This window comes from Acidobacteriota bacterium, from assembly GCA_016716435.1.
GTDB lineage: Bacteria > Acidobacteriota > Blastocatellia > Pyrinomonadales > Pyrinomonadaceae > OLB17.
Window position 1 is genome coordinate 1 of the sequence record JADJWI010000005.1, and the last position, 22,108, is coordinate 22,108.

General features: G+C 56.2%; 24 protein-coding genes and 2 pseudogenes. 13 read left to right on the plus strand and 13 right to left on the minus strand.

Translation table 11 applies throughout. The features are described from left to right. The first annotated feature begins 92 nt into the window (after positions 1-92). The 4 genes from IPM21_10565 (at position 93) to IPM21_10580 (ending at position 2,253) form a co-directional block, all read left to right on the plus strand. Positions 93-458 (plus strand): hypothetical protein, encoded by a 366-nt coding sequence (locus IPM21_10565; GenBank protein MBK9164334.1) that lies wholly within the window; start codon positions 93-95, stop codon positions 456-458. Between the two features lie 686 nt (positions 459-1,144). Continuing rightward, positions 1,145-1,456 (plus strand): hypothetical protein, encoded by a 312-nt coding sequence (locus IPM21_10570; GenBank protein ID MBK9164335.1) that lies wholly within the window; start codon positions 1,145-1,147, stop codon positions 1,454-1,456. A gap of 4 nt (positions 1,457-1,460) precedes the next feature. Continuing rightward, positions 1,461-1,613 carry a hypothetical protein gene (locus tag IPM21_10575; protein ID MBK9164336.1) on the plus strand — a complete coding sequence of 51 codons (153 nt, stop codon included), beginning with the start codon at positions 1,461-1,463 and terminating at the stop codon, positions 1,611-1,613. 454 nt (positions 1,614-2,067) lie between these two features. Further along, the gene (locus IPM21_10580) at positions 2,068-2,253 is read left to right on the plus strand and encodes a hypothetical protein (protein MBK9164337.1); all 186 of its coding nucleotides are present in this window, start codon (positions 2,068-2,070) and stop codon (positions 2,251-2,253) included. Here the strand turns inward: IPM21_10580 and IPM21_10585 are convergent, their stop codons facing one another. The 10 genes and pseudogenes from IPM21_10585 to uvrB all read right to left on the minus strand — a co-directional run bounded on the left by IPM21_10585 (position 2,254) and on the right by uvrB (position 10,327). Further along, positions 2,254-2,553, minus strand: coding sequence for a phytanoyl-CoA dioxygenase family protein (locus IPM21_10585; GenBank protein MBK9164338.1), 300 nt, complete (start codon positions 2,551-2,553; stop codon positions 2,254-2,256). Between the two features lie 390 nt (positions 2,554-2,943). Continuing rightward, positions 2,944-3,591 (minus strand): hypothetical protein, encoded by a 648-nt coding sequence (locus IPM21_10590; GenBank protein MBK9164339.1) that lies wholly within the window; start codon positions 3,589-3,591, stop codon positions 2,944-2,946. A gap of 78 nt (positions 3,592-3,669) precedes the next feature. Then, positions 3,670-3,930 (minus strand): hypothetical protein, encoded by a 261-nt coding sequence (locus IPM21_10595; GenBank protein ID MBK9164340.1) that lies wholly within the window; start codon positions 3,928-3,930, stop codon positions 3,670-3,672. Between the two features lie 188 nt (positions 3,931-4,118). Next, the gene (locus IPM21_10600; protein MBK9164341.1) at positions 4,119-4,439 is read right to left on the minus strand and encodes a hypothetical protein; all 321 of its coding nucleotides are present in this window, start codon (positions 4,437-4,439) and stop codon (positions 4,119-4,121) included. A 166-nt stretch (positions 4,440-4,605) separates the two neighbouring features. Beyond that, the gene (locus IPM21_10605; GenBank protein MBK9164342.1) at positions 4,606-5,103 is read right to left on the minus strand and encodes an HAD family phosphatase; all 498 of its coding nucleotides are present in this window, start codon (positions 5,101-5,103) and stop codon (positions 4,606-4,608) included. Beyond that, positions 5,027-5,299: an HAD family phosphatase gene (locus IPM21_10610; protein MBK9164343.1), complete on the minus strand. Its 273-nt coding sequence runs from the start codon at positions 5,297-5,299 to the stop codon at positions 5,027-5,029. Before IPM21_10610 ends, IPM21_10605 begins: the two co-directional genes overlap by 77 nt. Positions 5,300-5,330: 31 nt before the next feature. Further along, positions 5,331-6,044: a hypothetical protein gene (locus IPM21_10615; GenBank protein ID MBK9164344.1), complete on the minus strand. Its 714-nt coding sequence runs from the start codon at positions 6,042-6,044 to the stop codon at positions 5,331-5,333. After that, positions 6,041-6,811: an FAD-binding oxidoreductase gene (locus IPM21_10620; protein MBK9164345.1), complete on the minus strand. Its 771-nt coding sequence runs from the start codon at positions 6,809-6,811 to the stop codon at positions 6,041-6,043. The genes IPM21_10615 and IPM21_10620 overlap by 4 nt, the downstream gene beginning before the upstream one ends. A gap of 82 nt (positions 6,812-6,893) precedes the next feature. Beyond that, positions 6,894-8,250 (minus strand): annotated as a pseudogene (locus tag IPM21_10625) (DUF2254 domain-containing protein). A gap of 88 nt (positions 8,251-8,338) precedes the next feature. Then, positions 8,339-10,327, minus strand: coding sequence for an excinuclease ABC subunit UvrB (uvrB, locus tag IPM21_10630; protein ID MBK9164346.1), 1,989 nt, complete (start codon positions 10,325-10,327; stop codon positions 8,339-8,341). Positions 10,328-10,495: 168 nt separating this feature from the next. Here uvrB and IPM21_10635 point away from each other — a divergent pair, with 168 nt between their 5' ends. The 4 genes from IPM21_10635 to IPM21_10650 all read left to right on the plus strand — a co-directional run bounded on the left by IPM21_10635 (position 10,496) and on the right by IPM21_10650 (position 13,853). Further along, positions 10,496-11,893 (plus strand): carboxypeptidase regulatory-like domain-containing protein, encoded by a 1,398-nt coding sequence (locus IPM21_10635; protein MBK9164347.1) that lies wholly within the window; start codon positions 10,496-10,498, stop codon positions 11,891-11,893. Positions 11,894-12,141: 248 nt separating this feature from the next. Beyond that, positions 12,142-13,047, plus strand: coding sequence for a phosphoribosylaminoimidazolesuccinocarboxamide synthase (locus tag IPM21_10640; GenBank protein MBK9164348.1), 906 nt, complete (start codon positions 12,142-12,144; stop codon positions 13,045-13,047). 38 nt (positions 13,048-13,085) lie between these two features. Beyond that, positions 13,086-13,358, plus strand: a complete 273-nt coding sequence (locus IPM21_10645) for a hypothetical protein (protein MBK9164349.1) — start codon at positions 13,086-13,088, stop codon at positions 13,356-13,358. A 93-nt stretch (positions 13,359-13,451) separates the two neighbouring features. Beyond that, positions 13,452-13,853, plus strand: coding sequence for a DUF4347 domain-containing protein (locus tag IPM21_10650; protein MBK9164350.1), 402 nt, complete (start codon positions 13,452-13,454; stop codon positions 13,851-13,853). 166 nt (positions 13,854-14,019) lie between these two features. Here the strand turns inward: IPM21_10650 and IPM21_10655 are convergent, their stop codons facing one another. Both IPM21_10655 and IPM21_10660 read right to left on the minus strand, forming a co-directional pair. Further along, positions 14,020-14,943: an MOSC domain-containing protein gene (locus IPM21_10655; protein ID MBK9164351.1), complete on the minus strand. Its 924-nt coding sequence runs from the start codon at positions 14,941-14,943 to the stop codon at positions 14,020-14,022. A 48-nt stretch (positions 14,944-14,991) separates the two neighbouring features. Then, positions 14,992-15,399: a hypothetical protein gene (locus IPM21_10660; GenBank protein MBK9164352.1), complete on the minus strand. Its 408-nt coding sequence runs from the start codon at positions 15,397-15,399 to the stop codon at positions 14,992-14,994. Positions 15,400-15,573: 174 nt separating this feature from the next. On the opposite strand from IPM21_10660, the gene IPM21_10665 reads away from it, so the two are divergent. From IPM21_10665 to IPM21_10685, 5 genes and pseudogenes are all read left to right on the plus strand, one after another. Beyond that, positions 15,574-15,891, plus strand: a complete 318-nt coding sequence (locus IPM21_10665) for a co-chaperone GroES (protein MBK9164353.1) — start codon at positions 15,574-15,576, stop codon at positions 15,889-15,891. A 125-nt stretch (positions 15,892-16,016) separates the two neighbouring features. Next, a pseudogene (groL, locus tag IPM21_10670) lies at positions 16,017-17,661 on the plus strand (chaperonin GroEL). Positions 17,662-17,927: 266 nt separating this feature from the next. Beyond that, on the plus strand, positions 17,928-19,202 hold the full coding sequence (locus IPM21_10675; GenBank protein MBK9164354.1) for a hypothetical protein: 1,275 nt from the start codon (positions 17,928-17,930) through the stop codon (positions 19,200-19,202). Between the two features lie 59 nt (positions 19,203-19,261). Further along, the gene (locus tag IPM21_10680) at positions 19,262-20,005 is read left to right on the plus strand and encodes a VCBS repeat-containing protein (GenBank protein MBK9164355.1); all 744 of its coding nucleotides are present in this window, start codon (positions 19,262-19,264) and stop codon (positions 20,003-20,005) included. A gap of 1,313 nt (positions 20,006-21,318) precedes the next feature. Further along, positions 21,319-21,549: a hypothetical protein gene (locus IPM21_10685; protein ID MBK9164356.1), complete on the plus strand. Its 231-nt coding sequence runs from the start codon at positions 21,319-21,321 to the stop codon at positions 21,547-21,549. 107 nt (positions 21,550-21,656) lie between these two features. Here the strand turns inward: IPM21_10685 and IPM21_10690 are convergent, their stop codons facing one another. Further along, positions 21,657-21,884, minus strand: coding sequence for a hypothetical protein (locus tag IPM21_10690; GenBank protein ID MBK9164357.1), 228 nt, complete (start codon positions 21,882-21,884; stop codon positions 21,657-21,659). Between the last annotated feature and the right edge of the window lie 224 nt (positions 21,885-22,108).

The window sequence follows — 22,108 nt, forward strand, 5'->3', positions numbered from 1 at the left end:
GGCATCTCGAATGGTTTTGATGGCCCCGCGACCATGGGCCCGTTGCCGCTTGCAGGCTCCGCTCGGCGGGCCTCCGGTTCGGACAGGCATGTTTGCAGGAGAACTCGCTCGCCGAGCAGATAGCCGCGGCCCGAAAGACCGTCATGGAAGCGGACACCGTGATCGTCGGGCTCTACGGCCGCGTTCGCTCAGGTGCGAAACAGCGTCGGCATTCCCGAGGAACGGAGCCGCAATTCTCCGCGGGGCACTCGCGGCAGAAGCAGGTGATCGGGATCAGCTTCGGCCAATCCGTACATTCTGTCGTCGTTCCCCGAGATGAAGACCTACGTCGTCGCGTGCGGCGACATGGCAGCCTCCAGCGTGCTGCCGCAAGAGAACTTCTCGACCCAGCAGCAGTTCACCGGAAAGCTGCCGATCAGCCCCTTCGGGCTTACACCCACGCAAGCTCCCGTGCGTAGCTCAACTTACCTAAACCGATTGCCCTTCCAAAGCCCAATTTTCCGCCTGCGGTACCAGCTGTTCGGGCGAGGAGTGACGTTTTGGTAAACGTTTGATTGATGAAAGCGGCATGGTCAGCGAAGCTACCGCGATTTCAGGTCACCCGCTGTTGCGACGGGCAGCAGTGAATGCCATAAGGTTCCAGAGTTTCCAAATCGATGATGAAACGAAAACGAAACAAATAACGATCATATAATAACTGCCGAAAGAAGATTTTGACGACTCACCGTGCTGTGAAGGGTTTCCGTACTTGGTTACGATAGCTGCTTTGGACATCAGAATAGCTCAAGGTGGTCCATTAATGGCGTCGTGGCGAATTGACGATTTTCTTACCGTCCGCGATGGGCGGCTGCACGTTGACGGCCCGACGCCGTCGTTGCCCCCGCGAATACGGAACGCCGCTTTTCCTCTATAGCGAGCCGCGAATACACAACAACTTCGACCGTCTCAAGCGGTCGGCGAGGCTGTCGGCTGGGATTCAAGCTTATTATGCAGCGAAGGCGATGTCCACGCTCGGCGTCCTTCGTCCGGTGCGCGATGCGGGTTGCGACCTCGAGGTCAATTCGGGCGGCGAGCTTTGGAAAAGCTTTGAAAGCCGGTTTCCGCGGCGACCAGCTAAATTTCAACGGCCTGAGCAAAGAGGTCAGTGGGGATCGAACTCGCGATCGAGAACGGCGTTTATGCGATCCAGGTCGATTCGCTCTACGAGCCACTGATCGAAGAAACGGCCACGCGGCTCGGCAAAAAGGGCGAACGTCAGCTCCGGCTCGTCGGGCATCGAATCGGCGACCCCACTCCCGGCCTGCAGACCGCAATGCTCACCTCAAATTGGAATGATGCCGGACGAGGCTTCGGGGCTTTCGCACGATATAAAGACTCGGAACACCTGAACCTAAGCGGCATTCACCGCACGTCGGCTCGCAAAACCCCTTCGCCCGAGGTTTACACAGGCGTTTGACGAGATGTTTGGCGCCTTGCTCCGCATCTATCGCGAGACCGGGATCCGGTTGCAGCACATCAATCTCGGCGGCGGCTTCCCGGTAAATTATCTCCGCGACGGTGCAGGCCGGCGACTTCCCCGCCGAACAACGCGAGATGTTTGCCGCCGACTTTGAGCCCGCCGAGGCGATGCGAGCCGCTCCGCCGCGGTCCTCAAGAAAGCCGAAGCCGAAAACGTCGTCGATCTGCTCGAAGGCATTACGCTTCTCCTCGAACCGGCCGCTCCATCATCGCCGACGCCGCCATCTGCCTGACCACGGTCCGCAATCACAAGGAACGTCCCGTTCATCAAAGCTCCCTCCTCACGAAGGAGGTGGCCGCCGCTTCGGCTGACGGGGTGGTTCTCGCATCTGACCACCGACCACTGACCACTGACCACTGGCTCTAACCGACGCCGGCTTCAACATCCTGCTTTCGATGGAGACCTACAAATGGTACTACCATCTGGTCTTCAGCCGAGCGTGCCGGCGAGCCGCACGAAACGCCCTACAAACTTGCCGGCCCGCTATGCGACGGCGGCGATGTCTATTTTGATATCGAGGAGAAGGAAGGCTGCCTGACCACCGGCTCTTGCCCGAAAACGTCGAACCTGGCGAGGTGCTCGCTCTGCTCAATTGCGGTGCCTATTCGCTCGCCCAGGCCTCGCAATACAACGGCCGCTTCCTTCCGCCCGTCGTCATGACAAAGGCCGACCGCACCGCCGAACTCATCCGCCGCCGCGACACCTTCGAAGACCTCATCGCCAACGACCTTTGATCAGGCGATCGCGAGTTCGACGCCATCGAAAAGTTCAAGAGCGGGAGCGTATTCAATATGCAGAACGCGACGTGGCCGGTCGCTTATACATTTTGACGAAGCGTGGACGATCAACGGGCTCATCGCGATGACCCAACCTTTCGCGACCGTGCACGTAACCTGCGGTCCATCGGTTACGACCCTATCGATCTCCGTGTCTGATAATCGTTCTTTGTGCGAGCCGGCGATGAGACGTAGCGGACCGTTGTCCGGTCCCGAATCATCGATGTGAATACGAAGGGCAACTATCTCGCGAAGCACTTCCGTGCCGAGCCTGGCAAAATGTAATTCCGTCTTTTATCGTCGCAATTCCCCAGTCATTGGAACTCGGCGGCCGGACCACGGGAAGTGTAGTGTCCTGGTGCCATGCGACAAGCCAATTTGCCTTGCCCGCTTTGTTAAAGAGCGTCGCCTTGAAGGGTATCGCGCTTGCCAGAAATACTATCGACAAGCTCGGTCAACCGTGGGTCACTAGCCAAACTGCGAACTGCAGGGTCAGCCATAAGGTGGCGATAGCCCGGCCGCTCGGCTCGGCATTCAGCACCCAAGCCGATCAATAAACGAATCCATTTCCGAGTGCTCAAACACCTTCTCCGTAATGAGATAGCCATTTTCTGAGAAGTTAGTCACTCAAGTGAATCCCGCGGTCATCTACATTCGGTTTTGGACAAGGATCGGCCGGAGAGCTTCGGCGTCGTTTTCCGGAAGCGGCGTATCTGCATTTTCCTGAAGGTCAGAAAGATTTGCGAGAGTGATGGCCCGGTTGCTTTCGCCGCGGATCTCTGCGATGTAGCCGAGTGCTGTGGAAGCGGCCTCGCTTGCCCGGTCCTCTTGCCCGAGGGCGCGCAGGCGTTTTGCGGCCTCGATCGTGGCATTTGCCCGTGCGGTAAGCTGCGGCACCTCTTCGGCTAGCTCGACCGCATCATTCAGGAGCGTTATGGCGAGTTCGTCGCGGCCTTCGCGTTTCGCGGCGTCGCTCATCCCGATCATTGCGATCATCCGTTCGTACGGTTCGCTGATCGCCCGCTTCGCCTGCTCGGCCTGATCGTCGCTTCCGCGGGCCGTCAGCACCTGCGCCACCTGCGAGAGCGCGGACATCGAATAGTCGTGGTCGTCTATCGCCTCGGCGATCTCTATCGCCCGCTCGCCTTTCTCAAAGCCCGCAAACTGGGCCGCGATCGAGCCGAATAAGACATACTTCGCCTTGCTGTCGCGGGTCTCGGTGTCCTTTGCGAACGCAGCACCTCGTACGCCTCGTCGAGCGCCTCGAGAGCTTCGTCCTTCTCGTCCCGCCGCCAATATTCGCGGGCAAAACCAAGAAGTGTATTCGCGATCTGCGTCTTATCGGCAACGGCGTCGAGCGTCCGGTCCGCGAGGTCAACGCTGCCTGCCCGCATCAGCCCCTGTGCGACAGCGGCAAGCAGCGCATCGCGATGAACGTTGTCGAGCCTCGGCAAAAACGCGGGCACGCTCAAAGGTCTCGATCGCCTTGTCGCCCCGCTTTGCGTCGATGAAAGCATTGCCGATGTCCGTCAACATGCGGATCCGCTCTTCCTCGTGCTCTATCTCAAGCCCCAGAGAGGTGGCGGATTCCAAGATCTCGGCCGCCTTCAGCGTGTCGTCCTTCGCAAGCCGCATTGTCGCCATCGCCATCAATGCCCCGGCTGCGGAAGCGGGATAATCTATCGCCGCAAGGGTTTCCGTCGCTGCCTCTTCGTCGCCGCTCTCGGCCTGCTTGATCGCGATGCCCGCAAAAACTTCATCCGGATGCAGAACCTCGGCCGCTATCTCGCGGGCCCTTTCAAGGTCGCCTTTCGCGGCCTTGATCAGAGCGATCGCCTCGCGTGCCGCGACTGCAGCCCGTATTCCTCTATCGCCTCGGCAAGCTGCAACGCATACTCGTCATCGTCTAGCTCGGCACACTTTGCCGCCACCGCCATCAGCATCCGGTCGCGGACGTACGGGTCATCGACCGTATCCGCAAGGCTCGCCGCAAGATCGACCTCGCCCCTCGCCAAAAACCGCGGCACCACCGCCGAGATGGCCTCCGCGCGGTCGTCGCTTTGCGGCATCCGCTCTGCAATAAAAGCCGCCGCCGCCAACACATCCGCCTCAGCCGCAGCCCTTGTCACAAATCTTTCAGACATAATGTTCTAAGCCACAGAGGTCACAGAGAAACTGTGGGCTCTTGGTGCGATCGGTCGCGAGCGAACCGAGCAAACTGTCGGCAGATCGAGCCCGAACTCGCCGAGCCCGCAACCATAGACTCAACACGCCGAAAACCTCAATGTCTCTGCGTCCTCTGTGGCAAATCTAATTGAAAACTCGGCGGAGCGATTCGGGCATCCAGTCGTCGAGCCGTTTCGCCACCGCTCCGGCTCCTGCCGCACGAAGTTCTTCCGCCGAGACCGTGTTCGCCACGCCGAGCACCTGAAGATCGGCGGCCTTTCCGGCCATTACTCCGGCGGGCGAATCTTCGATCACAAGGCAGTCCTCATGCACCATCGGCAGCCCGCCTTTCGCAACGCGGGCCAGGTCGATCTGCCGAAAGCCCTCGCGGTAACACGTCGGGTCGGGCTTGTAGGTGTGGATGTCCTCCGCCGTCAGCACGACCGAAAAATATGGCACAAGGCCCGTCAGGCTGAGCACAAGCTCGATCTCTTCCCGCTTTGCCATGCTAACGATGCCGAGGTCGAGCTCGGTCGAGGTCTTCTTGATGAAATTCTCCACGCCCTCAAAAAGCGGCACGCTCTGCTGAACGCTCTCCCGCCAGCGGGCCGTCTTCGCCCCGGCGACCGGAGTCGATATCACTTTCTGATATCTCTTTGCCCGCCGCCTCAAACACCGACCGGACGAACACGCGGTCGTTCATCCCCATCCGCGAGTAATAATCCTCGTCGGTCATTTCGATGCCGTAGGGCTTCATCACCTCGCGATAAGCCTCGCACTGCACCTGCTCGTCATCAATGACGACGCCGTTCCAATCCATTAAAACTGCTTTGATCATAGTGTTATGAGTCCCGCCTTTTGGCGGCCGGTTAAAGCCGATAGTCCATACCAAACATGTTCCCGAGGCCCAAGATTCCCTTCGGGTCGAACGCCTTCTTAAGCTCGGCCATTTCATTAAGGTACCGCTCGCCCATCGCGACGTAAAGATACTTCGACTTCAGCTTCCCGATGCCGTGCTCGGCCGAAACGCAGCCGCCGAGCATTATCGTTTGGGCGACAAAACGGCCGTAAATGTGCCGCGAACGCGTCGCCTCTTCGTCGGTTTTCGGCAGAAGGTTCGCGTGCAGATGGCAATCGCCGATGTGGCCGAAAATTACGTAGTCGATGCCGCTCGCATCGAGCATTTCCTTCTGAAACCTCAGGAAACCGGCGAAATTCTCGTCCGGCACCGCCATGTCCGTCCCGATCTTTTTCTGCTTATTGCGGACGACGCGTTCGTTCACCGCCACCGGCAGCGCATGGCGAAAGGCCCGCATCTTCTCGCGGTCGGCGTCGGTGGTCGTAAACCACGAGCGGTCGATGTCCGCACCGTGCCGCTCGAGCATCGCATTCCACGCCTCAAAGAGGTCATCCTCCGTCTCGGCGGTCGTCTCCTGCTCAAAATAGATCGCACCCGCCATCGCCTCGGGCGTCTCCGGAAACTTCTCGCGGATAAAGTTCAAAGCTCGGTCATCAAAATACTCAACCAAACTTGCAGAAGCCTGCTCGTCAGAAAGGGCGTTCCCTCTGCTCGCCGCTTTCACCTCATCAACAAACCCCAGCAGATCGCCGTGCCGCTCAAAGAAAACGACACCCGAAAAAAGCCTTCGGGCTTTGCAACGAGCCGTAGCTCGATCTCGGTGATCACCCCGAGCGTCCCCTCGCTTCCTATAAAGAGGTCGATCGCATCGAGCGGCGTTTCGTTGAAATATCCGCTGACGTTCTTTCGCACATTCGGCCGCCGATACGTTGGCACCTTTGCTGTGATACTTCGTCCGCTTTCGGTCGCGAGTGTAACGACACCGTCACCATTCGAGAACACATCGCCGCGACGCAATCTTAAAACATCGCCATCGGCAAGCACGACCGTCAAGCCGATAACAAATTCCCGCGTCGCGCCGTACTTAAAGCTCCTCGCACCCGAGGCATTCGTCGCGACCGTCCCGCCGATCTGGCAACTCCATTCGGTCGGGTCCGGCGGATAAAAAAGCCCTTCGGCGTCTGCCGCTTTCATCAGGTCAGCCAAAATAACACCCGGCTCCCCGACAGCCGTCATTGCAGCTTTATCGATGGTCTTGATCTTGTTGAGCCGCTCGAGCGAGACCACCCAACCGCCGAACGGCACAGCCCCGCCGACCGTTCCGGTCCGCGCTCCTGAGATAGTCACCGAAATGCCCGCATCGCTAGCCTCGCGAAGCACCGCCGCAACCTCATCCGCCGTTTCGGGAACGATAAGCCGCTCAGCATGCCCTCCGGGCATGTTGCTCGCATCGGTCAGATAATTTTGCAGATCTTCAACCTGCGTCTTCACTTGCATACTTAAGTTTGCCTATCGGCCCTTTAACCTTCTGCGTCTCTCAGTGCATCGGCTTAACAACCATTTACCTTACGAACTACGCCAAAGCGTCTTCGCCGGACTCTAGGACAGCCGCTAATAAACCGGCACGCACGTGGTCTATCCGCTTCTTTACTCGCTGCTTCTCGTGCTCGGTGTCCAGTGTCATTTCGGCATATTCCGCGGTCAGCATTAATTGCCTTATAAGTGCAGAACGGCGTGACCGCGAGCCAGTTCGCTCGGCCACAAGCTCGATTGCTGACGCAAGCTTCAAAAAGACTGCCGAATTGCCCTTACCGCTCATGCGGATCTGGTCGAAGGCCGTTCCGAGAAAATCGGCAAACCCCGGGGCGTTCACAATGATCAAATGCTTGCCATCCGCAACTCTGGCCCTTTCCGGAAATTTCTTTGATGCGAGTTCGCCCATCAATTCCCCAAGGTTCTCGATGCAATTGACGGCGGTCGTCGTATCGTTGATGCCCGGTGACAAAGCCTTAAGCGCAATATCAACAAGTTGACGAAGCCCGAACCCAACATCCTGCTCGATGGTCCGATCTCTCGCGACCACAAAAAGATCGTTGAGTTCTTCTATTTTATCGTCACCAAACTCTTTGTCATCCAGCGGCAATACCGAAACGATCCGCGAGCCCGTGCCGACAAACGAACCAACCGCTACTTCCATCCTAACGACACACGCGTTGTCGGCCGCAAACTCGGCCATATCGTCAATGTCAACCAACTTAACGTATCCCGATCGCGACGATGGCACCTTCATCCAATCACGCTCAACGTCATCCAATTTATCATCTATCTCGTCATCATCTTCGGCCGCCGGCTTGCCGAGGTCATCGGGAAACAGAGTACTTATGCTTTTCTTTGTCTCATCGACTATCTCGCCGATTATAGTGCTGATCTGGAGCGAGGCGGAGATGTGGTGAATAAAAAAGATCAGAACGACGATGCCGCCGATCGCCAGAACCAGCCCTGTGACGACCGCGATCGAAGGAACGAATTTCTCTTCGTCGCCGCTTCTGATCGTTCGCAAAACAACTAGGCAATATGCGAAAACCGAGACGAAATATCCGAGGACGAATTGGTTTGCTCTGTCGCGAAGAAAGTTGCGAAAGATACGCGGGGTGAACTGCCCGGAAGCCTGATTGACCGCATTGAGCGTAAGTGAAAACAAGAGCAGCCACCGTCAGCATGGACGACGCGATCGCCGTCAGCATTCCCCGCGAACCATCGACGCCGACACCAAACAAAAGCGGATAGCACGAGGTCCAATCGTTACCGATCGTCGAATCGACCTCTACCAGCACCAGTGCCAAGACGATCGACGCAGCGATCATCAAACCCGGAACAAACCACAGTGACGCCCTAAGCTCGATCCAAAAACTTATCAATCGATTGGTCATACTTGGCGCAAAGGGCGTCTTTCTATCGTATCAAACATCCCGTCATTTTTAGTACGACCTCGGCTCCAAGTTCGACCCGAAACGCGTCCTACCTTACGACAAGTTCCCTTTCCCGAAGGTATTTTAGCTTGTCCCGTATCTCGGCGGCTCGTTCAAATTTCATCTCTTTCGCCGCGGCCCGCATGTCCGCCTCTAGCTGGGTGATCGTCTCTTTGAGCTGCTTTGGCGAGTATTCCTCGATCCCTTCAATGTCGAGCGGCACCTTAAAGTAGTCAGCCTCATAGGCCGTTACAAGCGTCGCCTCGATCGGCTTGACGATGGTCGTCGGCGTTATGCCGTGCTCGGTGTTGTAGGCTTCCTGTATCGCCCGCCGGCGGCTGGTTTCGCTGATGGCATAGTCCATCGACTTGGTTATCTTGTCGGCGTAGAGGATCGCCCGGCCGCCGGAGTTTCTCGCCGCCCGGCCGATGGTCTGTATCAGCGATCGCTCCGAACGAAGAAAGCCTTCTTTGTCCGCGTCGAGTATCGCGACCAGCGAGACCTCAGGCAGGTCAAGCCCCTCGCGGAGCAAGTTGATGCCGACCAGCACGTCAAACTCGCCTCGCCTCAGGTCGCGGAGTATCTTGATGCGGTCGAGCGTCTCGATGTCGCTGTGGAGGTACGAGACCTTCACACCGACCTCGGCAAAATACTCGCTCAGATTCTCGGCCATCCGCTTCGTCAGCGTCGTGACCAGCACCCGTTCGTTCCGCTCCGCTCGGACACGGCACTCCTCGAGCAGGTCGTCGATCTGCCCCTTCACCGGCCGCACCTCAACGACCGGGTCAAGCAGTCCCGTCGGCCGGATGATCTGCTCGATCACCTCGCCCTGAGTTTTCTCCAATTCAAACGCCCCCGGCGTTGCCGAAACGTAGATCGTCTGCCCGCGGCGTTCTTCAAATTCCCCAAAGTTCAGCGGACGGTTGTCGCGCGCCGAGGGCAGCCGGAAGCCGTACTCGACAAGTGTCCCTTTTCGCGACTGGTCGCCCTTGAACATCGCCCCAAGCTGCGGAATCGTCTGGTGCGATTCGTCGATAACCATCAGCGCATCTTTCGGCAAATAGTCGAGCAAGGTCGGCGGCGGCTCGCCGGGCTTTTTGCCGGTCAGGTGCCGCGAATAATTTTCGATGCCGCGGCAAAAGCCCATTTCCCTGATCATCTCAAGGTCATACATCGTCCGCTGATGGAGCCGCTGTGCCTCGACGATCTTGCCCACCTCGACCAGAACCTTTTCATGCTCGTCGAGCTCCGCCCGAATGGTCTTCGCCGCCCGCTTGATGGTGTCCTTTGACATCACATAGTGCGTTTTCGGGTAGATCGGCAGCCGCGATGTGTGCTTGTAAACCACCTCGCCGAGCAGCGGGTCGATGGTCGAGATCGAGTCGATCTCATCACCCCAAAACTCGATCCTGTACGCCTGGTCCTGATAGCTCGGATAGACCTCGACCACATCCCCGCGGACGCGAAAGGTACCGCGGTCAAAGTCGACATTCACCCGTTCATACTGAAGCTCGACCAGCTTTTGCAGAAAGTCCTCGCGACGAAGTTGCTGCCCGGGCTCGATGAACATCAGCATCCCGAAATAAGCGTCCGGATCGCCAAGGCCGTAAATGCACGAGACCGACGCGACGACAATAACGTCCCGCCGCTCAAAGAGCGCACGTGTCGCCGATAGCCGCAGCCGGTCGATCTCATCGTTTATCGTCGCCTCTTTTTCAATGTAAAGATCGGCCGCCGGCACGTATGCCTCGGGCTGATAATAGTCGTAATACGAAACGAAATACTCGACCGCGTTCTCGGGAAAAAAGCCTTTGAACTCCTGATAAAGCTGCGCCGCCAGCGTTTTGTTATGGGCCAACACAAGCGTCGGCCGCTGCGTCTGCTGGATCAGATTCGCGATCGTGAAGGTCTTGCCCGAGCCCGTTATACCAAGCAGAACCTGATCTTTGGCTCCGCCATTTATCCCCTCAACCAACTGCCGGATCGCCTCCGGCTGATCGCCCTTCGGCGTGTTTTCACTTATGAGACGAAATTGCATTTCTTAGATGATACCGAATTCCGGGCCCCGATGAAAAGCATTCACAACCTGAGAACTTAAAGTTATACTAAGGATGATGAATTCTATGCTCAAAAGCGTAGAGCAGGCCGCGATGCACCTACCTATTCTTGGCTCTCCGTTCAAGTCTTTTGCATAAGTTAAATGAAAATGCGTATCTATCATTTCAGCAAACTTCTGTTACTGTTTCTCGGCCTTTTCTTCGCCCTTTCGTCCGACGTGAGCGGTGCAATACTACGGGTTACGACCCTCGAGGATACTGACGATGGTGTTTGCGATGCACACTGCAGTTTCCGCGAGGCGGTCAATACGGCATCGAACGATGACACCGTCATCTTTGACCGAAGCCTGCGTGGAGGGACCATACACCTGACGAACACAATAACTATAGAAAAGGTTTTGACCATTGACGGCCCGAACCGCAGGCGGATAACGATTAGTGGGAACAAATCCTTTCGCATTTTTCATATAGGCGGAACCAGTAGCATTTTCACAAGCGTCTCTATCGATGGATTGATCATTCGTGATGGTGCTGATCCAGGCGGTCGCGGCGGCGGCATTTACCTTGATTCGTTCGATACGCTTTTTCTTACTGACTGCCTGATCACCAACAACCATGCTGCCTTTGGCGGCGGTATCCGTTCGTTTCTTGGCTACCTCCGCATTAAAGACTGCACTATCGCAAACAATACAAGCGACGGCCCGGGCGGCGGGGCCGGCATTGAAGCCCGAATGGATGGCGGAAACATGGAAATAGTTAACAGCACGATAACCGGCAATGTCGCTTTGGACGGCACGGGCGGGATCAAGCTAACCATCAGGGAAAGTATGCGCCTTTTGAATAGCACAGTAGTCAATAATCATTCGTTCGGCACCGGCAACGCTCGTGTCGGCGGTATTTATACCGAGGGCTCAACGATATCTCTAACGGGAATTTACAACTCGATCATTGCCCGCAACACCGGCGAGATACCGGACCTTAGGCTTGGTGCCGGCGACTACAACTTGATCGGAATCGGGACCGGCTCTTCCTGCGAGAATGGGGGATGTCCTTACAGCAAGGTCGGGACACCCCAAGACCCACTCGACCCCATGCTCGGACCATTGACCAACAACGGTCGCGGCGTCCCAACCTTTTCGCCGGTGACAACTAGCCCGGCAATAGACGCGGGTTTCAGCGTTTTTAGTCAACCCGCCTTTTTTTCAGATTTTTCGACCGACCAGCGTGGTTTTACCCGAATCGCAAACAAGGTCATCGACCTCGGCTCGGTCGAGTTTGGCGCGACGCCGGTTCCGAAACTCTCCGAAGTTCGCGGGCGTGTCGTTACCGCGACCGGCCGTGGAGTTTCCGGCGCCCGTCTTATCCTGACTGATGACAAGGAACAGTCAAGGTACGCAATAACAAATTCCTCCGGCTACTATCGCTTCGGCGAAATCGCTCCGGATGTGACGGTAACCGTTGAGGTCGCGGGAAAGCGGCATCGGTCTTCGCCGCAATCTCTTTTCGTCGAAGAGGAGCGTGAATACCTCGACTTCAGAGTGGACTGACGAAAAAAAATTGATTCTCTAAAAACAAAACCGCATCACCTTACTTAGGAATACCTTTCCTCAATCGCTGTACCAATAAACCGTTGCGTTTTCGCTCGCACCGCAACCTCTATTCGCGGCGACGCTGAAGGATCGGTTCCAACGCTTCCCGCTCCCGCTTGCCTAATTCCAGGACTGGCAGCTCTCCGCTTTACCTCGCGTCCGATACGTTATAATGTAAGGTCTTTGTGCCTCCTGCGCGTCTTCACATGGCCTTAGCAACTACTCTTTCTGATTCTACTTTCACGGGGCTGCCGCTTCTGCACAAGGGCAAGGTCCGCGATGTTTACGATGCCGGCGACGACACGCTCTTGCTCGTTGCGACCGACCGCCTCTCGGCATTCGACTGCGTTCTGCCAACGCCTATCAAGTACAAGGGTGCCGTGCTGACGGCCCTTTCGTCCTTCTGGTTTGAGCGGCTCAAGCACATCGTCCCGAACCATCTGATCACCGTCGAGCTCGACGAAATGCCCGAGGCAATCCGCAACCACGAGGTGCTCCGTGGCCGCTCGATGCTCGTCCGTCGGACGAAGGTCTTCCCGGTCGAGTGCGTCGTCCGCGGCTATCTGGAAGGCTCGGGCTGGAAGGACTACCTCGTCGATGGGACCGTCTGCGGCCGCGAGCTTCCGCCCGGCCTCAAGCATTGCGACAAGCTCCTCTCGCCGATCTTTACTCCGGCGACCAAGGCCGCGACCGGCCACGATGAGAACATTACGCAGGTCGAATTTATGCAGGCGGTCGGCCACGACACGGCCGCCGAGCTAAAGGCGATCTCGAAACAGCTCTACACGCAGGCCAGCGAATATGCCCTTCCGCGCGGGATCATCATCGCCGATACCAAGTTCGAATTCGGCGAGGACAAGGACGGCAACATACTCCTCATCGACGAAGTTTTGACACCGGATTCCTCCCGATTTTGGGATGCTGAAAAGTACGAACCGGGCCACAAGCAGCCGTCGTTTGACAAACAGTTCGTTCGCGAATATCTTGAAACCCTCGATTGGAACAAACAGCCGCCTGCACCGCCGCTTCCCTTTGAAGTGGCCGAGGCTACGTCCGAACGATACCTCAAGGCGTACGAGCTCCTGACCGGCGAAAAGCTAAAGGTCGATTGAGTTCTCTCTGCCTTCCGCGAAAACAAGTGCGAGACCTAATGGAAAGCCTGATCGATGAACTGCTCGACGGCCGTATTCTGCTCAATGAAGCGGTCGGCGAGTTTGAGAAGATCTACATCGAAAAAGCGCTCGAACGCAACAGCGAGCACCTCTCGAACACCGCCGAGGCGCTCGGCATCCACCGCAACACGCTTTCAAAACGCGTCACCGAATACAAGGCCGCTCCAAAGCCGAAACCGCTCAAAGCAAAAGCAAAAAAGCCCCGCGGCAAAACGCCCGCGAAGCCCGCTCCAAAAACAAGAATACGCTAGGCTCAGGTCTCTGCGAAAGCGGTCGTGAGCCGATCTATTGAGATGTTTCGCGTAATTGATCGGAACTGATTTTTTTGTCTTGGAGAGCTTTTTATGCCCGAACCAATTGCTATAGAAAACCTTATGTTCTACGATCCGGACCTCGAAAGTTACGCCGCCGCCTTTCGGGCGGAGCACGGTTCAAGAGGTAAGACCCACTCGGTCGCCACGACAACTGACCTCATCGACGCCGTGAAGCAATACACAAAGGTGCGTTACCTTGAGGTTGTGATGCATGGTTCGCCCGGGATGATCTGGTTCAAGACCGGCGGCCAGATGGTGGCCCGTCATCTCGGCGTAATAATCAATGATTCGAAGATGCTTTCGATAAATGCTCGTATACTATTCCTCGGATGCAACATCGCAGACGGTCCCGCCGGAGACACTTTTCTTGTTGAGATCGGGAAGGCGATGTTCCGGGAACCGGTGGCACGGTCGGCGGGACCAACTCGATAAACGTGGTCATCGGCGGCACGACCACAAGGATGAATCCCTTGCGCTTCTTCGACACCAAATTGAAAGTTCGGCGCTTCGATGCGGATGGGAAAATGATTGCCGGAGAGGACGTGGGCTATTGGGGCGATCGGACAACAGTAAATGTTCGTTGATCGCTATTTGCCATCTAGGCTCTCGTTTCGAGAACCTCCAGCTTATCGCCAACCCTGATCACAACCCCCGGGTTCTCGGGGATTAGATTCTCACCAAAGAGAACGTAGTTGGGTTCCATACCAAGCTCTTCTAGCTTGTCGGGAAAAACGTCCTTCGCCATCCGGAAGCTTGCCAGGGTCCGGAGCGGTTCCTTGCCGGCAAATTCGCCGCGGTCGGGGTCGACCGTCGTGATCGCACACCGGGCACATGGTTTCACTACACGGAAGGTCGCCTCGCCAACCCTGATCCTCGCCCAGCGGTCTTCTTCGAACGGCTCGGAGCCGGCAATGACCAGATTCGGCCGGAATCGCTTCATCGGCAGCGGCTCAAATTGCTCCCCTCCTTGTTTAGGAGGGGTGGCCGAAGGCCGGGGTGGTAGATCATGCTGGGCAGATGCCACTATCCGCCGATTCAACTCCGCGAGCGACCCTTCGCCGATCAGCAAAAGCGGATAGCCGTCGGCAAAGCTGACCAGATTATCTCCGCGATCGAACCGCTCGCTGACGTGCCGCTCCGTGGATTCGGGCATCAAAACAAGCTGACAGTTCCGCCCGAGCACGTCGCTGAACCATTCATTCACTTGCGTCGGATAAACCAAAGCACGACATTCAGAATTCCATATTTGGACTCGCACCGATTTCACAGTGTCCTTCTTGGTTCCATCAGCGATGAACAACGGCTCTGTTTCTGGCGCGCCAACGACTATTCCGGTGTCACTAACATCCACCGAAATGAGCGCCATTTTTGGCACTTCACGCTGCGTCAGGAACATCCCCTCGCGGTCGGTCACCATCCACCGCCGGTCATGCCGCAGCCCGCGCTTCTCAACCAGCGCCTCGGCGACCGATTTGCCGCGAAGCGATTTGATCGGATAAATGTTAATCTCGGAAATTTTCATCTTGATCTAGTATTTAATGCGTTCCAAGACATATCATTCGCATACTAACTATAGAACGTGAAGGTCCTGGAGGATCACCGCAAATCCTTTCTCCCGCTCATGAAATTCAAATTGAGCTGTCAAATCACTCCATTGGCCGTTAAGAGGAACCGGATAGTCGAACCAGTAACCGGAGCCATCGTCGAATTCGCCTGCAGCTTCCAGTTTGGGTGTCGAAAGCTCATCTGGGTCGGAGAATCGAGGCGGCCCGAATTCGCGATAGAAGATCGTGTCGTCGGAAAACACTTCGTTCAGTATGAGTTCAATCGATGTTGGCGTCCAAACATGTCCGTAATTAGTGGCTTCGTCCAAAGCGATGCAGGCCTCACGCAGGTCACCTGATGAAAGCAATCTGAACCATTCCCTAATAAAGTTAATAATCGCTTTTTCGGGATACTGTCTATCAATCTGAATCATAAATCTGATAACGTTACTGTCAACTTTCCTGCTGTCTTACGTTTATCCTTGACAAGTTTAACCGCGTTTTGTAAATTAGCACTCACGGATACCGAGTGCTAAAGACCTTCTCAATGGCCTAGGGTCCAAGTCATTTTAATACCAAAAGGTACATTTCAAAAGGAGTACACGATTATGGCAACAACCATCAAACCACTTCATGACCGCGTGATATTGCGTCGGATAGAAGACAACGTTAACCAGACGGCAGGCGGGCTCTTCATCCCGGACTCTGCTAAAGAAAAGCCGCAGGAAGGCGAGGTCATCGCTGTCGGCGAAGGCAAATATAAGGAAGACGGTAGCCGCCAGACGCTCGACGTCAATGCAGGCGACCGCGTTCTTTTCGGCAAGTATAGCGGCTCCGAGATCAAGCTCGATGGCGAGGAATTCCTCATCATGCGCGAAGACGAGATCCTCGGCATCATTTCAAGGGCCGGCGAAGCCGCCAAATAGTTGCGAAAGTTACGAATAGTTACGAATAGTTTCGAAGTTTACGATCGGAAAATTCCGGCAACTTCGCAACTATCGAAACTTCGCAACATCGCAACCAATTTCGACGAAGGAGAAATTAAAAGATCATGGCAAAACAAGTAGTTCACGGAGAAGAATCACGTTCCGCTATCCTGCGCGGTGTAAACCAGCTTGCGGATGCGGTTAAGGTGACGCTCGGCCCGAAAGGCCGCAACGTCGTCATCGACAAGAAGTTCGGTTCGCCGACCATCACCAAGGACGGCGTAACCGTCGCAAAAGAGATCGAGCTGAAAGATACGCTCGAGAACATGGGCGCACAGATGGTCCGCGAAGTCGCTTCGAAGACCTCGGACGTCGCCGGAGACGGCACGACGACCGCTACGGTTCCTCGCACAGGCTATCTTCAAAGAAGGCGTCCGCACGGTCGCCGCGGGTGCAAACCCGATGGCCCTCAAGCGCGGCATCGACAAGGCAGTCGCAGAGGTCGTTACTGAGGTCAGCCGCCTCGCAAAGCCGGTTTCGGGCGACATGATCGCACAGGTCGGCACGGTTTCGGCCAATGGCGACAAGACCATCGGCACCATCATCGCCGAGGCGATGGACAAGGTCGGCAAAGACGGCGTTATCACGGTCGAGGAATCGAAGACGATGGACACCGCTCTCGAAGTTGTTGAAGGTATGCAGTTTGACCGCGGCTACCTCTCGCCCTATTTCGTTACCGACCCGGACCGCATGGAAGCAGCTCTTGACGAGCCGATGATCCTCATCAACGAAAAGAAGATCTCGAACATGCGCGACCTTCTGCCGATCCTCGAGCAGGTCGCCAAGATGGGCCGTCCGCTGCTCATCATCGCTGAAGACGTCGAAGGCGAAGCTCTTGCAACGCTCGTCGTCAATAAGCTCCGCGGCACGCTCAACGTCGCAGCCGTTAAGGCACCGGGCTTCGGCGACCGCCGCAAGGCAATGCTTGAAGACATCGCCATCCTGACGGGCGGCAAGGTCATCTCGGAAGACCTCGGCATCAAGCTTGAGTCGATCACCATCGAAGACCTCGGCAAGGCCAAGAAGATCACCATCGACAAGGAAAACACGACCATCGTTGAAGGCGGCGGCTCAGCCGAAGCTATCGATGGCCGCGTCAAGACCATCCGCACGCAGATCGACGAGACCTCGTCGGACTACGACCGCGAAAAGCTCCAGGAGCGTCTCGCTAAGCTCGTCGGCGGCGTTGCCGTCATCAAGGTCGGTGCAGCTACCGAAACCGAGATGAAGGAAAAGAAGGCCCGCGTTGAGGATGCAATGCACGCAACCCGTGCTGCGGTCGAAGAAGGCATCGTTGCCGGCGGCGGCGTTGCACTCGTTCGTGCCGGAAAGGTCCTTGAGAACTTCCACGCCGATGAGAACGACCAGGACGAGCGTATCGGTGTTAACATCGTTCGCCGTGCACTCGAAGAGCCGCTTCGCCAGATCGCGCAGAACGCCGGTAAAGAAGGCGCTGTGGTCGTCGAAAAGGTCATCTCGGGTGATGATTCGTACGGCTTTAACGCCGCGACCGAGAAGTACGAAGACCTCGTCGCAGCCGGTGTTATCGACCCCGCAAAGGTCACCCGCACCGCTCTGCAGAACGCGGCCTCGATCGCCGGCCTGATGCTCACCACCGAAGCCATGATCGCTGACGCCCCCGACGAAAAGGGCGAAGGCGGCATGGGCGGCATGGGCGGCGGCATGGGCGGCATGGGCATGGGAATGTAACGGGGCGCGGGCGCGGACGCCCTCGTCCGCAAACGCCGCCTCGCGGTGTCCCTTTTCAGTAGCCCGCACGTTAGTACGGGCTTACACAAAACAAAAGGCCTCGGATCATTCCGGGGCCTTTTAATTTTCCTTAACTCGGCCTTCTAGATGTATCCCATAGCTCTATCCTAAGCACGAGAGCGTTTCGAAAGATCTTGCCCCGTGCCCGAATCAAGCTATACTATCAAAAATCGGGTTAAGTTCCATCCAAGAGGCGTTTGCGAAGTATGAGATCCCTCGCATTATCTATCATTCGGCTGATAACACTATCAGCTCTCGTTGTGTTGGTCGCTTCGGGCAACACTGTGACGCTTGACACGACCTTCAATAATACGGGCTATCGCCTCGAAACGGTCGGCACCGAACAGTCCACCGGCCATTCGCTCGCCATTCAATCGGACGGCAAGACCATCGTCGCGGGAATGACCCGCACAGCGGCTCAAACCGACCAATTTGTGTTGATCCGTCTGAACGCGGACGGTTCGCTCGATACTTCGTTTGGCGACAGCGGTACAGCTTACTCGCCTAAAGGCGTGAGGGCCGTTGGATGGAGTCCGAAAGTGTTGATCCAGCCTGATGGCAAGATCCTTTTGGGCGTGACCGCATGGCTGACCCAACAGCAGACGTATGTCTACATGGTAATTCGCTATACCCATGGCGGAGTGCTCGACCTTACGTTCAATAATATCGGATACGCGACTGCAAATGTCCCGAATTCATTTTGGGATATATGCCATTCGATGGCGTTGGGCTCGGATGGCAAGATCGTTCTTGTCGGAACGGCTCTGCCCACGCCGGGGCAAATGCCGGATTGGGATGTCGCCGTCGTTCGCTTCAATTCTAATGGATCGATCGACCCCGCCTTTGACACTGACGGGATCGTTAGACTCGGAAATACGATCGCTGATGAAGAAGCCTTCTCGGTAATGATCCAGCCGGACGGCAAGATAGTCGTTGGCGGGCGTGAGACGACCGACAGGGAAAAGTTTCTCTTGACGCGTCTCAATGTTGACGGTTCGGTCGACACTTCGTTCGGAACGAATGGTTGGAACATCTTTCAGATTGATTTTAGTAACAACAACTACACTTCGCTGGCCCGCCAGTCCGATGGAAAGCTGCTCGCGGGCGGAGGCGGAAAGATCATGCGTTTTTCACTTGACGGCGTTCGCGATTTGTCGTTCGCTACAAATGGATTGCAGTCCAACACGGGAACCATCGAACGTGTTGACATACATGTACTCCCGAATGACAAGTTCCTCGTCGCCACCCGATACGGTGTTTCGCGCTTTATGTCGGAGGGTGCTGTTGACACGCACTATAGCACTCAGTTCAGAGTTTCCGGCCATATCTGCTTTACGCGTTCGGTCGCTGTACAAAGTGACGGGAAGGCAGTGCCAGGCGGATGGCCAGCACCAACGGCAACAGTTTCGACCGCTTTGCTGTCGCTCGCTTTCAGGAGAACCGCACAAAAAGGTTCCTTGATTTCAACGGCGACGAATTAACCGATATTTCAATTTTTCGACCGTCGAATGGTGACTGGTGGTACCTCGAAAGCAGAACATTGTTTCATAAGATATTCGAGGGCCGATTCGGCACCGCCACTGACGTCCCCGTTCCTGCGGAATATACCGGCGATGGAAAGACGGACGTCGCCGTCTGGCGTCCTTCAACGGGCGAGTGGTTTATACTACGGAGCGATAACGGAACGTATTACTCGTTCCCGTTCGGCACGGCCGGTGATATTCCGTTTGCGGGTGATTTCGACGGCGATCAATTGGCAGACGTCGGTATCTTTCGTCCTTCGACCAACGAATGGTACATCCTGAAGTCGACCGGAGGCCTGCTCTACAATGTCTTTGGTACGGTAGGCGACATGATCGTTCCTTCGGACTACGACGGCGACTTTAAGTCCGACTTCGCTATCTTCCGTCCATCGACCGGCCAGTGGTGGGTCCGGCGCAGCACCGACGGGGCTCTTCTCGTGCTCCAATTCGGCACCGCCTACGATCAGCCAGTGCCCGGCGATTACACCGGCGACAACAAGACCGACGCAGCATTTTATCGCCCGCAGAGCGGCGAATGGTTTGTCCTTCGAAGCGAGAACGGCTCGTACTTTTCGCTGCCCTTCGGGTTAAGCGACGATGTGCCGACTCCCGGAAACTTCTCCGGCGACTCACGATTCGATTTCGTCGTGTTTCGGCCGTCGACCAATCGGTGGCACATCTTGCCGTCCGGCGGCTCTTACTTTTACAGAGACTTCGGCTCCGCCGGCGACGTGCCATTATCACCAATTTCCATGCCTTAAGTCGGGCAAAATCACAAAAGGCCTCGGATCTCTCCGGGGCCTTTTTGCTGCTTCGAGGGTGACATAGATTTTTATTGACATCTATTCCGACCGATTTTATCAATTATGCATTCCACATAGCATTAAGCGAGCCCGGGGTGAGCGGATCGTCAGTCCTCCGGGTACGCAGTCAGCTCAACGTCTCGCCAGGCCCCAGTTTTCCTGCTACCTGAACATCCTCCCCGACCCCCCCCAAGACCGTTCAGTCCCGTGGGAACAAGGCCTCAGAAGAAGCCCAACTAGCCGCCAGCCTCAAGCTTCTATCGATTGCTAAAAAGAACCCCCGAAGATCCTGCTAGATATGTAATTCGCTCGGATCGACCGTCGCCGCGGTTTATTATGACCACCCGAGCCATGTAGTTCATTTCTTCGTCGCGGATGATCTTATAGCCATTTGCAGGCCGGCAACCCCTTCGAAGAGGCGGCCCGGAGCGGTCGGAAGGATAACCGAAGGCAGTTCCGGCTGTATTTGATCCCCAATTTGTTCTCAAGTGATGCGGCTCTATCGACCGCTTCTGGCCGCCTCGCCGAGAATGTTGTAAGGAAATCGTGCGTCATCTCGATCATTGTCTTGATTCGGTCGGCGGTCAGCCAAGATTCCATCTGACGAGACGTTTCTCGATCTCATGGAAAGCGGTGGCACCCGCGGAGGCCAACAGGGCCCGCACCATCTCGACATACGAAGAAACGCAGAATCATCCGCTGCAAGGTCCTTTTCAGAGTTCGAGGCATTCAATTTCAAATTCCTCCGCCGGCCATCATAATGCGGTGCCTTTCATGTGAGCGACGGCTTTGGCGGTACGGGAGAACCCACCTTCTACGCCCCACCCGATCACCAGCGGGCCGAGGATCTGGCCTTCTGGAGCCAAACCATCCCGCGATCTCGAGCGTCGGCTTTCACCTTTGGCCCTACCGTCAACAGCGTGGTGACCGTGCTGATCGGAAAATAAACGTGCTCCGAATCGTCTCGCCGCAGTCGAGGGAGATCTTTGCAAAGGTCAGATCGATCTTTTCTAGTTTTGGAACACAGGAGCGTTCGACGTTCCCCCGTTAGGGCAGGAAGGCAAGTGGTTTATTAGCGGTCAGGGTATTTATCGATGCGCCGAGTCTCCTCATGATTTCAGGCGTGCCCAACAGATCGAAAACCGTTTTCCCGCGCGAGACAATAGAACAACGCGTTGAACGGTAGGAGCGGCCATGTCTGTCCGCGTTTTCGCACCGCTCACCCCGAACAACACCCTCCAACGTTGAGCACCGCCGAAGCTTTATTTCAGATGCCCGCTGCGAATCTTGACGCACAGTCGGACGTCAGTTACGTAGGTGAGACACCAAATCTGGAAGAAGAACCATGGACTGTACTATCAGAACGACCCCAAACAAAGGAAGTGGATCAAACCTTCGCCCGTTACCTAAAGCGATATGTTCTGCCGCTTGTTTGTAAGGTCGAGCTGATGGTCGAGAACCGGCAGGACGGTTTGGACAAACACTTCGTAAAAATCCGGTGAAGGGCGATCGAGGGCCGCTGGGTCGCGTTGGGCGAGCATGGTGATCGCGGTATCGCGTTCGGCAAGATCGGCTTAATTTTGGTTCGTTGGTCGGCGTTCAAAAGCCTTCATCGGCTTTGTCGTCCTCGGCACGTAAGCGAAGTGAAAAATTCGCTGGTTTGCTGCCGGAGCGTTTCATATTCGCCGCGTCTCGCCTCGACGATCGACGAAGACAGCAGATTGCTTATCTCCGATCGACGCAATTGGGTCAGGGCGGCATCGCGTTCGGCGGCGTTGCTCCGGGCCATCAGCCACATCGGCACAAGCCCGATCAGGAACGCAACCAAAACCCGCACTGCTCCCGCGAGCACTCCCCAGTGGCTGCAGCCCCGTTCCTTATTCGCTCTGAGAAACCCTTTGTGACTTATCGCTCATATGTTTCTCGTCTTCTGATTCTGCCGATGCCGGGTTTTGGTTCCAGGCGATCCTACGTCCCGTTTTCCCGCTTTTCCGTCATATCAAGCGGCTCGTTTCGCTGGGTTGAAGTGCCGTACGCGAGGCCTTTCTGATCGGCATTGAT

Excerpts from the sequence above, each read along its gene's own strand:
- IPM21_10575 (MBK9164336.1), top strand. The coding sequence starts at position 1,461 with ATGTTTGGCGCCTTGCTCCGCATCTATCGCGAGACCGGGATCCGGTTG.
- IPM21_10595 (MBK9164340.1), bottom strand. The coding sequence starts at position 3,930 with ATGCGGCTTGCGAAGGACGACACGCTGAAGGCGGCCGAGATCTTGGAA.
- IPM21_10600 (MBK9164341.1), bottom strand. The coding sequence starts at position 4,439 with ATGTCTGAAAGATTTGTGACAAGGGCTGCGGCTGAGGCGGATGTGTTG.
- IPM21_10610 (MBK9164343.1), bottom strand. The coding sequence starts at position 5,299 with ATGATCAAAGCAGTTTTAATGGATTGGAACGGCGTCGTCATTGATGAC.
- uvrB (MBK9164346.1), bottom strand. The coding sequence starts at position 10,327 with ATGCAATTTCGTCTCATAAGTGAAAACACGCCGAAGGGCGATCAGCCG.
- IPM21_10635 (MBK9164347.1), top strand. The coding sequence starts at position 10,496 with ATGCGTATCTATCATTTCAGCAAACTTCTGTTACTGTTTCTCGGCCTT.
- IPM21_10640 (MBK9164348.1), top strand. The coding sequence starts at position 12,142 with ATGGCCTTAGCAACTACTCTTTCTGATTCTACTTTCACGGGGCTGCCG.
- IPM21_10645 (MBK9164349.1), top strand. The coding sequence starts at position 13,086 with ATGGAAAGCCTGATCGATGAACTGCTCGACGGCCGTATTCTGCTCAAT.
- IPM21_10650 (MBK9164350.1), top strand. The coding sequence starts at position 13,452 with ATGCCCGAACCAATTGCTATAGAAAACCTTATGTTCTACGATCCGGAC.
- IPM21_10655 (MBK9164351.1), bottom strand. The coding sequence starts at position 14,943 with ATGAAAATTTCCGAGATTAACATTTATCCGATCAAATCGCTTCGCGGC.
- IPM21_10660 (MBK9164352.1), bottom strand. The coding sequence starts at position 15,399 with ATGATTCAGATTGATAGACAGTATCCCGAAAAAGCGATTATTAACTTT.
- IPM21_10665 (MBK9164353.1), top strand. The coding sequence starts at position 15,574 with ATGGCAACAACCATCAAACCACTTCATGACCGCGTGATATTGCGTCGG.
- IPM21_10675 (MBK9164354.1), top strand. The coding sequence starts at position 17,928 with ATGAGATCCCTCGCATTATCTATCATTCGGCTGATAACACTATCAGCT.
- IPM21_10685 (MBK9164356.1), top strand. The coding sequence starts at position 21,319 with ATGCCCGCTGCGAATCTTGACGCACAGTCGGACGTCAGTTACGTAGGT.